At 38.0% G+C, this 13400-nt stretch carries 19 protein-coding genes; 9 read left to right on the forward strand and 10 right to left on the reverse strand.

The window, feature by feature from the left end; translation table 11 throughout:
* Window positions 1–8 precede the first annotated feature (8 nt).
* Both R2S08_RS06560 and R2S08_RS06565 read left to right on the forward strand, forming a co-directional pair.
* Window positions 9–197, forward strand: coding sequence for a KOW motif-containing protein (locus R2S08_RS06560; RefSeq protein ID WP_316834392.1), 189 nt, complete (start codon window positions 9–11; stop codon window positions 195–197).
* Between the two features lie 85 nt (window positions 198–282).
* A complete protein-coding gene (locus R2S08_RS06565) occupies window positions 283–693 on the forward strand; it encodes a hypothetical protein (RefSeq protein WP_316834393.1) in 411 nt (136 codons plus the stop codon).
* A gap of 601 nt (window positions 694–1294) precedes the next feature.
* On the opposite strand, the gene R2S08_RS06570 is transcribed toward R2S08_RS06565, so the two are convergent.
* Window positions 1295–2245 carry a hypothetical protein gene (locus R2S08_RS06570; protein WP_316834395.1) on the reverse strand — a complete coding sequence of 317 codons (951 nt, stop codon included), beginning with the start codon at window positions 2243–2245 and terminating at the stop codon, window positions 1295–1297.
* A gap of 134 nt (window positions 2246–2379) precedes the next feature.
* Between R2S08_RS06570 and R2S08_RS06575 the strand changes: the two genes are divergently transcribed.
* The 7 genes from R2S08_RS06575 to R2S08_RS06605 all read left to right on the forward strand — a co-directional run bounded on the left by R2S08_RS06575 (window position 2380) and on the right by R2S08_RS06605 (window position 7031).
* Entirely contained in the window at window positions 2380–2928 is a 549-nt protein-coding gene (locus tag R2S08_RS06575) for a hypothetical protein (RefSeq protein ID WP_316834397.1), read from the forward strand.
* Window positions 2929–3191: 263 nt separating this feature from the next.
* Entirely contained in the window at window positions 3192–3809 is a 618-nt protein-coding gene (locus R2S08_RS06580; protein WP_316834398.1) for a hypothetical protein, read from the forward strand.
* 61 nt (window positions 3810–3870) lie between these two features.
* Complete coding sequence (locus R2S08_RS06585; protein WP_316834399.1) at window positions 3871–4206, forward strand: ankyrin repeat domain-containing protein; 336 nt, start codon at window positions 3871–3873, stop codon at window positions 4204–4206.
* Window positions 4203–4367 carry a hypothetical protein gene (locus R2S08_RS06590; RefSeq protein ID WP_316834400.1) on the forward strand — a complete coding sequence of 55 codons (165 nt, stop codon included), beginning with the start codon at window positions 4203–4205 and terminating at the stop codon, window positions 4365–4367. The genes R2S08_RS06585 and R2S08_RS06590 overlap by 4 nt, the downstream gene beginning before the upstream one ends.
* A gap of 852 nt (window positions 4368–5219) precedes the next feature.
* Window positions 5220–5819, forward strand: coding sequence for a hypothetical protein (locus R2S08_RS06595; protein WP_316834401.1), 600 nt, complete (start codon window positions 5220–5222; stop codon window positions 5817–5819).
* Window positions 5820–5832: 13 nt separating this feature from the next.
* On the forward strand, window positions 5833–6384 hold the full coding sequence (locus R2S08_RS06600) for a hypothetical protein (RefSeq protein WP_316834402.1): 552 nt from the start codon (window positions 5833–5835) through the stop codon (window positions 6382–6384).
* A gap of 485 nt (window positions 6385–6869) precedes the next feature.
* Entirely contained in the window at window positions 6870–7031 is a 162-nt protein-coding gene (locus R2S08_RS06605) for a hypothetical protein (RefSeq protein ID WP_316834403.1), read from the forward strand.
* A 107-nt stretch (window positions 7032–7138) separates the two neighbouring features.
* Here R2S08_RS06605 and R2S08_RS06610 read toward each other — a convergent pair whose 3' ends face one another.
* The 9 genes from R2S08_RS06610 to R2S08_RS06650 all read right to left on the reverse strand — a co-directional run bounded on the left by R2S08_RS06610 (window position 7139) and on the right by R2S08_RS06650 (window position 12847).
* A complete protein-coding gene (locus tag R2S08_RS06610; RefSeq protein WP_316834404.1) occupies window positions 7139–7774 on the reverse strand; it encodes a DUF6266 family protein in 636 nt (211 codons plus the stop codon).
* 24 nt (window positions 7775–7798) lie between these two features.
* A complete protein-coding gene (locus R2S08_RS06615) occupies window positions 7799–8428 on the reverse strand; it encodes a hypothetical protein (RefSeq protein WP_316834405.1) in 630 nt (209 codons plus the stop codon).
* Window positions 8412–8921 carry a peptidoglycan-binding protein gene (locus R2S08_RS06620; protein WP_316834406.1) on the reverse strand — a complete coding sequence of 170 codons (510 nt, stop codon included), beginning with the start codon at window positions 8919–8921 and terminating at the stop codon, window positions 8412–8414. The genes R2S08_RS06615 and R2S08_RS06620 overlap by 17 nt, the downstream gene beginning before the upstream one ends.
* Window positions 8840–9223, reverse strand: a complete 384-nt coding sequence (locus R2S08_RS06625; protein ID WP_316834407.1) for a hypothetical protein — start codon at window positions 9221–9223, stop codon at window positions 8840–8842. Before R2S08_RS06625 ends, R2S08_RS06620 begins: the two co-directional genes overlap by 82 nt.
* Window positions 9224–9282: 59 nt before the next feature.
* A complete protein-coding gene (locus R2S08_RS06630; RefSeq protein ID WP_316834408.1) occupies window positions 9283–9927 on the reverse strand; it encodes a DUF6266 family protein in 645 nt (214 codons plus the stop codon).
* Window positions 9928–10115: 188 nt separating this feature from the next.
* A complete protein-coding gene (locus tag R2S08_RS06635; RefSeq protein ID WP_316834409.1) occupies window positions 10116–10373 on the reverse strand; it encodes a hypothetical protein in 258 nt (85 codons plus the stop codon).
* A 413-nt stretch (window positions 10374–10786) separates the two neighbouring features.
* Window positions 10787–11050, reverse strand: coding sequence for a hypothetical protein (locus R2S08_RS06640; RefSeq protein WP_316834410.1), 264 nt, complete (start codon window positions 11048–11050; stop codon window positions 10787–10789).
* Window positions 11051–11166: 116 nt separating this feature from the next.
* The gene (locus tag R2S08_RS06645; RefSeq protein ID WP_316834411.1) at window positions 11167–12165 is read right to left on the reverse strand and encodes a nucleotidyl transferase AbiEii/AbiGii toxin family protein; all 999 of its coding nucleotides are present in this window, start codon (window positions 12163–12165) and stop codon (window positions 11167–11169) included.
* Window positions 12149–12847 (reverse strand): DUF6088 family protein, encoded by a 699-nt coding sequence (locus tag R2S08_RS06650; RefSeq protein ID WP_316834413.1) that lies wholly within the window; start codon window positions 12845–12847, stop codon window positions 12149–12151. The genes R2S08_RS06645 and R2S08_RS06650 overlap by 17 nt, the downstream gene beginning before the upstream one ends.
* Between the last annotated feature and the right edge of the window lie 553 nt (window positions 12848–13400).

Here is a 13400-nt window from a genome sequence, read left to right on the forward strand (position 1 = left end):
TACAAAACATGAATATCAACACCATTCCAGACTTAAAAGACGGCGATCGTTGTACCGTTATCTCAGGAACCCATAAAGGCAAATCGGGTACAGTAAGAGATATACACACCAGCAAAACTGGACACATTACAATTACCGTTGAGCAGGAAAACTCTGTAAGGTTCAAAACCCTTGGTAAGAATGTAGTTATTCTTTAAACCACGAAAAGGCCCACTTCGCTTTCCCAAAATTTAAAGCATACCCAGGCATCATCAGATGAAACGGTAAATTTTGTAATAACAGATGAAAACAAATAGATCTATCCTTGTAATATTCATGGCTCTGTGCGCAAGCGCATGCTCCAGCAACATCGTAAACAGATCTTTTGCTATATACACTGGTAAAAGTTTTCGAACTGTTCCCCTGAACGACAGTTGCTATACAAAGCACATCGATATTGTTCATTTTACAAATGAAAACCAGCAACTCTACTATAAGGAAGTTTATATATGCAAAACACAAAAAGGGAGAACAAAAAAGGAAGAAACCAGGTTGGGAGAAACATTCCAGTATTCTATATTCGATAATAAGATCATTACCCCTGGTGCCGTTTACGATACATTAGAAATAACGCGACGAGGGCTTAAAACAGAGCATGGATTTTTAAAGCCCATGTCTGCAAAAAAAACACAGGAATACAGAAAAGCCTTGTAAAGCCATAATTTGAATTGCTGGAGGGAATAGCCACATTACCCAAGGAAATTGGCCGACTTACACCCATTTATAACTACACTCAGAATAATGGTATAATGGTATAGTGGATTTTAAATTAGTGAGAATGTATTTCTTAGTATAGCGAAAGTAATTTCAGTCTTGCATCGAGTGGATATTCCGTTGCGTAGTATCCCCATAATCACCGAATATGATGAATAATCAAGATTGAATTATCTAGTCAGCAAAACGGTTCAAAAATCCGAAGGACAGACGATCTAAGACATTGATCTTAAACAAATAAATTTCAATTTCCCATTAAAAACTATAGATGAGATTAATTGTTGTTCACATGTAATCTTACGATTTATTATTAAAATCACTTATTATTATCAAGTTATGTTAATAAATTTGACGCGTCAATACCCAAAGGGTAAGGGACATGGCAGGTGACAAGTTCACTACGATCGCATTGCCTTAAGGTGCGTGCCTCACTTACGAAGTGAGGTTTTTTTTTGCTTTTCATATTAACTTAGCTAATCAATACGAAAAGCTCACCCCAAATACTCTTTCATCAGGTCCTTCAACTCCGCTGCTTCTCTAATTAATGATCGCCTATTATCGGTACAACTCTGAGAATTTTATTTTGACGATCAAACATGACCTCAATCAATTCCGAGGGCTGATCTGCCGCCAAATTTGTACCCTTATATTGTAGTTTTAGATACCTTTTTTCGTCGATAAACGTTCCGAAACCTTTAAAAAAGATAGTTAGATTTCCTTTGTCCTTAACATGATTTCTTGTCCCGGTTAACTGAAGATCAGTAATCTCTTTGACAGGATCGGATAAATACTGTCTACTGCCTATGAGATCATTGGAAACCAGCTTTGAGACAAAACTCTGGAAGTTCAGGTCTGCCGATTTAACATCTTGCTCATTAAGGACTTTTTTAACGATGTTTCTAATGAATATCCTGATTTTATGGTCCGGAGTCGTGACTATCGTGTTACCCTCTTTCTCGTAATAATTAGTGATCACTGTATACATCTCCACTTGTGTACTATCATTAAGATTCCAAATGTCTTGTCTCTGCAATCCATGAAGTTTATCTATCTTTGATAAATCAGTTAATTCACCCGTTGAAATACTTTTCCCATATTTAGCTGTTAATCGTTTTAAAAGCTCGTTGTACTTTTGAATCAACAACTTTTGAAAACCAAGTGATTTGACATTATTATCGCCTTTTTCAAAGTTGCTAATATCCCATTCATAAAAGATATTGTCCATCAGCGAATCTGTTTTATTGAAAGTATAGTAAACCAGCAAATCTGGTAGCCCATTTTTTTCAGGTCTTCTGAAAACTATGGGATCTGCGGTACCATCAAGAGAGATGAAATTCCTATCAGAATGATATAGTTTACCTCCTAACCTGTTTTCATTTTTGATAAGCTCAGCTACTTTCTTCCCATGGATATCTGCATAGATATTTTGGGCGAAGCAGAGCATACAATTCAGGCAAAGAACAGAAAGAATTGTTAGAATTAATTTTTTCATTGAGCGAAGTTTAGAGCGTTAATACAGTTAATACAATTGCAAGGATATTACAGAATTCTCTCCAGAACAAAAGTGTAGAATGTATTTTACATATTGTGTAAAAATGAAGTAGATTTAAGAATGTTGATATGGTAATGATTAGAATTTTATTTTTTTCAATTCTGTTTATAATTTGCTCAAACTGTGACGCACAGAAAATTATCGTCAAATTTGAGCGGCCATCTTTTGCGCAGGTAGATTCAATAATTACTGCACAGAAATGTGAAGTGCGGCAATTCGATTACCAAATAACAGTTTCAAAAGATTATTTTCCTGGTGCCGATACTTTGAAATTAGGGAAACCTATTGTTTTCTCCAAGAATCTCGACAGCCTTAGTTTCGAACAAAGCATATTTTTTTCACTACCTGATAGTCTCATCCGCTTATCTGATTATACATGGAATGCCAATCAAAGAACACTGAAACAATTAAAACAGCAATTCGAAATAAACAAAAAATTTGTATCGGAATATTTTGGAAAAGCGGGTATCTCCGTTGTTAAACAGCCTGGTCCTGGTGATGAAAACTATTTTTCAGAATCGGTTACCTGGCAAAACGAATATGCTTATGTAAATGTCTATTTCATCGCTGGAATGGGTACCTATCGAACACGAGTAATCGTTAGTTGGAGAAAGAGAATCTAAATTCAAATGCCATGAGTATTAAATTTAAAACGAAGTTAAAGCAATCCTTATAATTACGTTGGAATTACCTGTTTAATTCCGACAGAATTGTGGTCTAATTTGCTAATTTTAGGTCTGCACAATTGAGGAAATCGGCTCTAGATAGGAGAAAACTAGTAGCAAATTAAACACAAAGCGACTTATAAATAGGTCGCTTTTTTTTGCTCTACCAAAAGCGTAAATTTTTAACTTTAAAGTAGCTGGCCGTTAAAACTTAAAAACTCATGAATAATATAACCTTTGATCATAGATTTTATAATGATGTCCGTTATTCAATAATGGATGAAGAAAAAAGCTTAAATAACATCAAAACAAGGGTTGAAGATAATATATCTAAAACAATTTGGAAAGAACATGGTAAAACCACAGACGACTGGGCAAGGTACGCACATGCTCACCATCTTTGGTATCCTACAACCGTATATAAAGATAACGAACCCTATGCCTATATTGTGAACACAGAAAAAACAGTACACGTCAAGATTCTTGATGAAAGATTGTTTTGGACAGTAAGCATTTTATTTAAAAAAGAGAATAATGGCCTGATGTTTTTAAGTGAAGTTTGGATAAGGAGTTATGCTGGTAAAAATATTGAGATGTTGAAAGATCTCCTAAAAGATCAACATTTAGTTTTTACTCCTAAGGGAAACCTCAGTGTTACCACTGAAACCATTATTCGGGAGCCCTCATTGAAAATTGAGCGAGAGAAGAAAGAAGCAGCACATCCTATCAATGTTTCTCAGAATTGGAAAAAGATTCCTAATTACGCGGAGTATGATGAACTTTTGGATTACGAATCGATTATTAAACCAGGTGACCTTTTAAAGGGAACTACTGCGTAACACCGCAGCCAATCATTTTTAGTGACATCTAGATTAATTTATGGCTCATCCTTAACATATTATGATCAATACTATCCCAGAACAACACAGGCGAGCTTTATCATCAGCCATTGCAAAAGGTGATCTTGACAGCATGCGCAGCACTATTGAAGCAAACAAAATCGACCTCAATGCTTACGAAGAGCAATTTTACACGCCAATTTTAATGGCCGTGCTCACTTCCTACGGCATCAAAGACGAAAGCGATAGAGTTAACATATTGCGTTATTTCCTGGAGAATGGCGCCAACCCCAACCTCAATTGTAAAGCAGGTTATAACAGCCTTCGTGTTGCCGTGCAACAGCAACATTTAGTAAGACGCATAAGGAGTATGCAGATTTTATATCAAGCACTTTGAATAAGGCTTCGTTTTTTGATAAGAAGGAAAAAGACAAGATCAGTAGCGCTGTTAAAAAATTGACCTATGCTAGAAAACCTTATCTGGAGGATGATGTTTATGATTACCTGACTGACCAGATCTGCCTGTATTACCAGCAAAACTCTTCGGTATCAAATTAACATGTTTTTCACCCCCAACTTGCCATTATATTGAACTGTTCGGTCATGAGCAGTTTACACGACTCATATTCCAGGAACTCCAACCACCCTCTCCGGTCTGCATCAAAAAAATCTGCACCTCTTTTCACACCTCAGGGCCTGAAGCTCTTCGCGGAAGGTCCAGTGAGAAAAGAAGTGTAGGGTTTTTCACCCTCCATTTCCCATTCCGTCTGAGAGCACTACAGACAAAGTATTATTCTATTCATTTTAATACAGAAAATTTCTAATTTCACATTTATAATTAAAAATGTAATAATGGAACCCCATTTGATATTATTTGCTCTCTGGCCCTTTATAAGTTTCATCTTCCTTATCCTAGTAGTTAGATGGATAGTAAAGACCGTTGCTAACGTATTTGCCAAAAAATAAATTCTAGTCCCCTTTCGTCGATTAATATTTCCAAGTACTGGGCTATTCTTCCTGTAACAGGATAGAAAGCAAGTAACTATCATTAGTATAATCTTAATGATATTACATCTGAATTATCGTAATGCAGATTACCGTAATGTACATTACGATAATATCATAAACATATACAAATTCCTCTTATTCCTCAAATCACCCAATAACATACCTCTTCCCTCCCCGGATACTCTCCCCCCAAAAAAACATGCACCTCTTTTCACACCTCAGGGCCTGAAGCTTTTCGCGGAAGGTTCAGTGAGAAAAGAAGTGCAGGGTTTTTCACAAAATTTTGCTTCGCTCCTCAATATTATCATAAAACAATCAAAATTTAATTTTTATATAATAATTGAAACTATAAATCATTATATATAGCTTTGCAACCATTAACTAATTATAAAAAAACGAACAATGGGAACATATCTAAAAACAGGAATTATTACCAGATTCAGTACAAGCCATGAAGAACTACAAAAAACAAAAATACATGGCATTAACCCAGAAGAAACATTTCCGCGACTGCTTGTATCCAATGAAAGTGCATACAAATTGGAAAAAATAGGCAACGAATACATCTGGACCTTAAAACCAACAATTATAGAAGATGAATTAGGAAACTTCGTAGAAGAATATCACGATGACCTCTACGGATCAAAATCCCATTATGGAAGAGAAATCCAGGAACTAACCCATTTCTTCAAAACAGCCCCCACATACTCAGAAATCCAACTCTATCTCGAAAGTATCTATAACAGAGTTTTTTGTGCAGACAACTACCGTCAACAATACATCAATTTCCAAACTCAAAAAGTAAAGTGCCAAACCGATGTCATTCTATTAAGTAACGAAGCAGAAGTGCTATACAAACCAGATTATGATCACCTCCCTTTCTTTGAAAGAGCCATAAGAACCAGATACTTAGATTTCGAGATAGGAGGCAGTCTATTTGTAGAAGCCAATAATAGAAAACCAAAGCTCGCAGCGAAAAAAGAATCATCAATAATCTTCTAAACAACATTAAACAATGGAAACATACATTAGAACAGGAATAATCACAGAATTCAGCGCCCTGGCCCTACCAATCGGCACGATGAAAGAAACGAATGAAATACCAATAGAAGAATTTGTAAATAAACTCGTAGACAATCCCGCTTCCTTCAACTTAAACATAACCGATGGAGAATACAACTGGACTTTGAAACCAGAAATTATGGAAAAGGAACTGATGCCATTTCTAGAACAATACTATTGTAACATGATCGGCAATCGATACATATTAGACAAATATTGTCAGGAAATCCTATTATTTCTAGATTCAAACCCAACCCATTCAAAAATTAACACCTATGCCATAGAAAATAACAATCCAGTCTTTAAGGAAGATGCAACTTCTATGTACAACGTCACTATTGGTTCAGATCAAGTCCCTTTTCTAGTTAATACAATTTTATTGAGTGAAGAAGGAAAGGTTTCATATGAAGAAATCAGTGAGCATGTAGATTTTTTTCAACAATCACTTCGAAAAAACCACAAGGAAAGTCCACTTGGAGGTTGTTTAATTATAGACATCGATTAACTAAGAAACATCTATTACACATATATGTTACAAGCTAAAAAACACAAATCGCCCCTCGAAGAAATAATCACCAAATCCTCAGAGTTTTATTCAATAGGCGAACAAAAAATTAAAGATATAAACGCCGGCAACTACAAACGTGCACGAAGCATATCATTTGCTTTAGCACACTCCTCTTCCGTCATTCTAACACCACTCGGCGGAGGAAACCAAGAACCAAATCCACACCCGATCCTATCACCACCTCAAAAAGAACACCCACGCCTATTTCCTTACTCAAAACGTCGAATTCCATTTCCACATATCTTATTCGACTATTGCTAAAACTGTGGAAGAAACTGTGGGACAAAACTGTGGAAGAAATTATCAAAAGTTATACAGATGGTAAAGTACACCAAGCTTTCTCCAGAACAAATCGAGGCATTATAAATAGTAAATATTCATCAAAGGTTCCATCTAACAATTAAAGAGAGTAAAACAAATAGATGAAAACAAAGAACATAAAAACAGATGAACTCGTTGATAAACTTGAATCTGCAGCAATAGCTCTAGCCTTGTCACAAGTAGAAGGAGTAGTACTATTCCCTGAACAAATTGAAAACGCAAAAAAGTATTTAAAACAGATAAACGAAGAAGCAGCAATTTAACCCCCCTACCCGGATACTCCCCCCAAAAAAAACCTGCACCTCTTTTCACACCTCAGGACCTGAAGCCCTTCGCGGAAGGTCCAGTGAGAAAAGAAGTGCAGGGTTTTTCACCCAATTTTCCCAAGAAACACACTCGTACTCACCCTCCCCCCATCCTCACTCACAAAATGCATCCACCCATACAACACATCATCCACAAAGCTAACCGGCAACCTCAACAACGCCTCCTTCGAAGACCGAAACGCCACATCCTTAAACCCCAAAAACTTACCCTTCGTACCATTATACACAATAAAATTAGCCAGATCCGAAGCCCCACAAAACACAGAAAGCGGCCCATTAGACCAAACCACATGAACAGAAGCATTCAATAACAAAAACACATTTTTCACCCAGGAAATCAACAACTCCCCCCGGCTAAAAATCGCCTTCGAAAAATCAATACTAAAATCCGGCCCCTCGCCAATCAGCGCCTCCTTCATATGATAAGAAACCGCAGCATTCATAGCCGTTTTCTCCTCCACACTATGCTGATACCCAATATTAATCCAACTCAATAACGGCCTCAACCAGCTACTCACAATAGACAACTTCAAGCGCTGATTTAACTGCGCCTCCGTAGGCGGCACACTACTCAAATCATGCAAACCCTTCAAATAAGGAATCCCCTTCCAAGAAGACCCAATCACACTACCAATTTTCCCCGAAACATTCCCATTTATACCATTTTTATACCTTCCCATAACTATAAAATTTAAATTAAAACATTAACCAATAATTTCACCCAACACCACAATATCCTCCTGTAAACCAGCAATCAGCGTCAATAACAACTGCGCATTCTTATCCTCCACCTCAATCTTACCCTCAAACAAATCATCCATCCGGTCAAAATATAAAGCATCCGTCTCCGTATAAGCCTCCCGCTTTTTGAACGTGAACATGCACGAACAATGGCAAATCACCATCTGAAATATCAAATAATGACTATACAGCGCATACAGCCTATCCTTATAACTCATCCCTTCCTCCGGCTCCTCCACATCATAAGAATAATACAGACCCGAAGCAAAATCAAAACAATCCATTTCCTGAATAATCTCTAAGCCCTCCAGACCATTAATCATCAAAAAAGTCCTGGAACATTCCAATACCCTATTCACAGAAACCATCAACCCCTTAACCACAGGATCCTCCAAAGAATCCAACAAATCCAATTCAATATTCAGTACACTAATATGATCCATCGTTTCACAGTACGAATTCGGCTCAACCAGATCTTTCAAATCAGAAAGCTCCCCCTCAAAAGCCAAGGAAAAACACTCCTCCATCAACCTGGAAATCACAAAATTCAACGAATGAAAAGCAATACCCTTAATCTCATCCTCCAGTTCCATAGCGCAACCAATTAGAATACCTGTAAATAGACCTTTTATGCCGCATCCGCTGATAAACACCATCCCCATTTCTCCCACCAGACGGATCCGTATTACCTTCAACTGTAACCACCCAATCCCCTTTCACCCCCAGCACCAAACCACAATGCGCAATTCTACCAAGCGATTTAAAATAGATTCCGAACACCAAACCTGGAGCAGGCCTTTCAACAATCCGCCCCGCAGGAAACAAAGCCGGAGACCAACCCGTCCTAGGAACCCCATACCCAGCTCTCATAAACACCCAGGATACAAAAGCCGCACAATAAGGCGCCCCCCTTTTCAAACCCACGCAACCCAAATACTCCTCCACCCGAGGCCCATCATTTCTCCCACTTAACTCCTTAACACCAAGCTCTCCTTTCGCAATACCTAACAAATCGCCATCATGCAACCCACCGCCGCCAACAGCAGTAAAGCAAAAGAACACAAGTAAAACCCTAACTGCATCCATAACTCCAAATCCTTAAATTGTAAAACCATCAAACCAACCCCCGGTAAACCAATCCCCCTCCAAAACCTATCCAACAACCACCAGCACAAACCCAGCAAGCCCAAAAAACAAATCACACTCAACACCATCAGCAACAAAATATTCTGATCAATAAAGCCAGCCTGCGCATCATACCTATTCAAAAAACCAGGAACAAAAAACCAAACCATCACTAAGAAAACCAACACATGGTATTCCCACTTAACCCTCCCCATAAAATCCACCACCTCTAAACCCCAATACTTTAATCTCAACGCTTTCATAACATAAACCATTAAAATAAAACCAAAAGCAGGCGTGCCCAAACGGGCACGCCAAACCATTAAATCACAGGCAACACACCCGCATACACACTATTACTCACCAGCTTCCCATCCAAACTCACAAAAGCCATATAGCAATGCACATCATGACCAATCCAAGCCGCAGGCAACTGTAAAGTAAATGTTAATGCCGTCCTCGCTACCGCATTCCGCAATGTCACATACTTCAACAGCGTAGGATTATACACCATAAAAGTCGCCTTATCCGTCGCAGCACCGTGGTCCGTATCCACCAAAGCACCCCAGTCAAACAGCACCTTTGCTGCCCCACCAGTCGTCACACCCGGATCCTGTGGCTCCTCCAGATCACCCACACTAAACACCACCTTAACCGGATTAATCAAATAATCAGGAGCAGTACCCATCACCGCGTACTTCAAATGATAAGAACAAGCCGCATTAAAAGGCGAAATCCCATCCGTAAAAGCCTGATAACCGATCTCCAGCAGCAACTTAAGCGGCTTCAAAAACTCCATCACCGTGCTAAACTTCAACTGCTGATTCAACTGCGCCGGCGTAGGCTTCCTATCCGGAGACACATCCGGCAAACTACGCATGTAGTGGATTCCCTTCCAAATCGCACCAACAACAGTGCCCACAATTCCCCGGAACGGGCCGAGAATCCCTTTCTTATATTTTCCCATATTTCTAAAATTTAAGGGTTAAAAAATCTGTTAATTCGCAAGCGATAAACCTTCCCTACTGGCCAGTCAATTAGAATCAAACACCCACAACACAAAGATAAACACCTCAAATACAACAAACTATAGTTCAAAAACCACTGAACCCTTTTGAACCAAATTGAACCCTTTCTGAGCCCATTTGATCCCTATCAATACAGAGAAGATTTCAAGTAAAACCACTTTTTCCCAATTTTCTTCGAAACCCAGGCACCATCCTCACGCCTCCTGTACAAGGTAGCCTTGCCAATATTCAGCAACTGCTTCACATCAGCACTATCCAACCAAACCTCATTTTCCTCAACCGCCCGCTCCACCCTCCTCTTCTCCGCCCTCCAAGCCTCCAATCCCTCCTTAATCTCCCCCAAAATCTTCACGATCATGATGATATTCTCTAAAAATGTTTTCATAATAAATTAAGATTATATGGTAAAAGCAGTCCCAAAAACAGCAAATACCACCGTTAATTAAATAAGAAGCAGAACACAATAACCAGTCTATCTGCACCACCGATACGACAGAACATCGCATCTAAAATCTAAGTATGAGTCTTTCCATAGTATTAATTTAAGTCACAATAAAAGATGATTGATACAAGATACCCACACAAAAAGTATCCACACTTGTAATATTATAAGCAATCACTTTTCAAAAACCCCTCTGCGCCACACCCTTGTGCATCACATCGATTTGCATCATTCTAGGTCTGCATCATTCCCCGGTTTGCACCCCAAAAAAAAGCCACACCTCTTTTCACACCTCAGGGCCTGTAAGGTCCAGTGTGAAAAGAAGTGTAGCTTTTTACATTTAAATCAATCAACTGCTACTTGTCCTTTTCCTGGGGATGTTCTTCGAAATATTCTCGCGCCTTTTTTAAACCGGTTGCAATGGCAATTCCCTCATCACCGGATTCTTTTAGGATTTCGTTCGCAATTTCTACAGCTTTATCCCTTAAATGCTTAGGTTGATTTTTATAAGATGGTGGATAGTCTCCGTTATACCAAGGCATAATTCCTCCTTTTTTAAATAGATAGATCTTGGCTTCCGGCATCCAACGAAGAAATATCTTTAATTGACACTTTACCATCTATACGATCAAATGAATATGTATTGATCGTTTTATTCTTCAAAATATTTTTAAATAGCTTTTCTACTTCAGGAGTTTTATTGTATTTTCTTGGATAAGGAGTACAAAATGGTGTCCTATTTTATTTCTCTGAAAGCTTGCTGAAGTTTTTCCATCCGCTCAATAATTTCACTAAATGGCCTTGAATGCCCATAAATCATATTCTCTTGCATTGCTTTATAATCAGCTTCCCAATCTTTAATTACCTCTCTTGGCGGAATAAAATTGATTTTGTCTTGCCCATGGTTATTATAATCTATCCCGCGGATAATATTAAATTTTGAACGATGTTCTACAATTGATTCATATAAATTTCTATCCTTTATAGCTTGATCAGCATATTCGGTATCCATTATCCTGTCGATATCATAAAGATGCCTGGACATGCGATCCGCCCTGATCTTATCAGTAGTTTTGCTAAACTCTTCGTGTAATAGGAACAACTTTTCGAGAAAGGTTCGAACCGGGGTCACGGTTAAGATACTAAACGATTCTCCTGCTGTTTTGTCACCGAGCGTTTCACTAATAATAGAATTGATTTCCTTTTGTTCAGAGGGCTCCCTTAATGAGCGGGCCCCAATTTCTATTAATACCGCCTCTTTAAGGTAACTTCCTTTTTCTAAAGCAGATGTATAATATAATTCTAATATCTGAGGATCTCTATCTGATTCTGTGGTGTCTGCTACTTTCAATTGGAACATCTCTGCAGGGACATCAAGAGCCCGCAATTCCTTTTCAAGGCCATCACGAAAAGGACCAGACGTAAACGCGCAGGATACCTTTCTAAGTTCCTTCACCTTTGTCTTACTTAATTCTTCACCAAAACCAAGTACTGAACGGTCTATAACAAGGTCAATATCTTCCGAAAATCTTTCAATTAGATTCCAAGATTTACTAAGTGATGTACCACCCTTGAACACAATATTGTCTTTCCATTCTGTCCTGAAAATTGCATAAAGCGTCAATGTTACCCACCAGTCTTTTTCAATTGCATAGGCAAGCAACCCGGTACGTTTACTGATCAACCCTAATATTTCTCTTTTTTCTTGATCTGGTAATTTAAGCCAGTTTGTCATTTTTCAATTCAGTTAGTTCCTTCAGAATCTTTGTAATCCAAGCTGGAGCCAGTTTTGCATCATGTTTGATAAATTTTGGATCCTCATTTTCCAAAATACTTTTTAATTGCTCCTTCACTTTTCCGTCTACACCTTTTTGACCCAATTCTTGTAAGGCTTGGATAACAAGGGTAGTAATAGGACCCCTTGTTGCCATTTTTTTAGCAACAGCAGATTTAAATGTTATTCGTTGCTTCCCAATCTTAATCTTTCTAGGTGCTCCATCAGTTAGGTATACCATGTTCATTGGTACTTGTGTAGTTAATCTTAACTTATGTAATGCTGCTGACCCTGTTGGAATAATACGCGCGTGATCTCTTCTGGCGATTTGTTCCGCAATCTCCTCTGTAGATGGATAAAGATTTCCATATGTTGAATGTTTCTTTGGATAAAGATAAATCCCATGAGCAAGTCTTTCAAGTACCTTTTCCTTTTCCAACTTAGACAAACTCTTTCTAATGGATTCATCGCTGCCCAGTCCTGAAAAATCACTTGGAAAATACAGCATTCCGCGTTTATTCTTTACTATCCTATTAAACACATGATAATCAACAGATTTCATACAATTTTTACACGTTATTTTTTTCACAAATTTACTGAAAATTTGTGAAATTTTTTCCGCTCTAATATTTGTTAATTCCATGCTCTAAATCCAGAACGATTACCGTCTTAGCTGATTTCAAAATTTTCTTTTCTAACAGAGGAAAGAAATTATGCAAACATACACAAAATAATCAAAAGATAATTAATAAATTAAAATGAAATAAATATTATTAATTAGAAATTAATAAGAAAATTTAACAAAATATTGGAATTCGATGCAAAAAAGCACATCACACCCCTCCCCGGCTCTCCCCTAAAAAAAACCTGCACCTCTTTTCACACCTCAGGGCCTGAAGCCCTTCGCGGAAGGTCAAGTGAGGAGGGTTAATTAAGAGGGTAAAATTACAGCCCCGTATTTGCAAAATATTGTGGATGAGGAAAGAAAGATTGTGGGATAGTGGAGTTAAAGTTCAATTTATAAATGAACCAGCAGAATTATTTAAAAACATAAGAATGCTGTTCCTCCTATTGGTGGCAATGCTGCCCCTATGAGGAATGCCGGCGAGCCAGCATTTTAGAATTATGTTAAAAAATGCTTAGTGCAAGCCTTTTTTAACATACAAAATAGTAGAACAATGAAGCTAATTATTGCG

Origin of the sequence: Pedobacter nutrimenti, assembly GCF_032678445.1 — a bacterium.
GTDB classification, from domain to species: Bacteria; Bacteroidota; Bacteroidia; order Sphingobacteriales; family Sphingobacteriaceae; genus Pedobacter; species Pedobacter nutrimenti_A.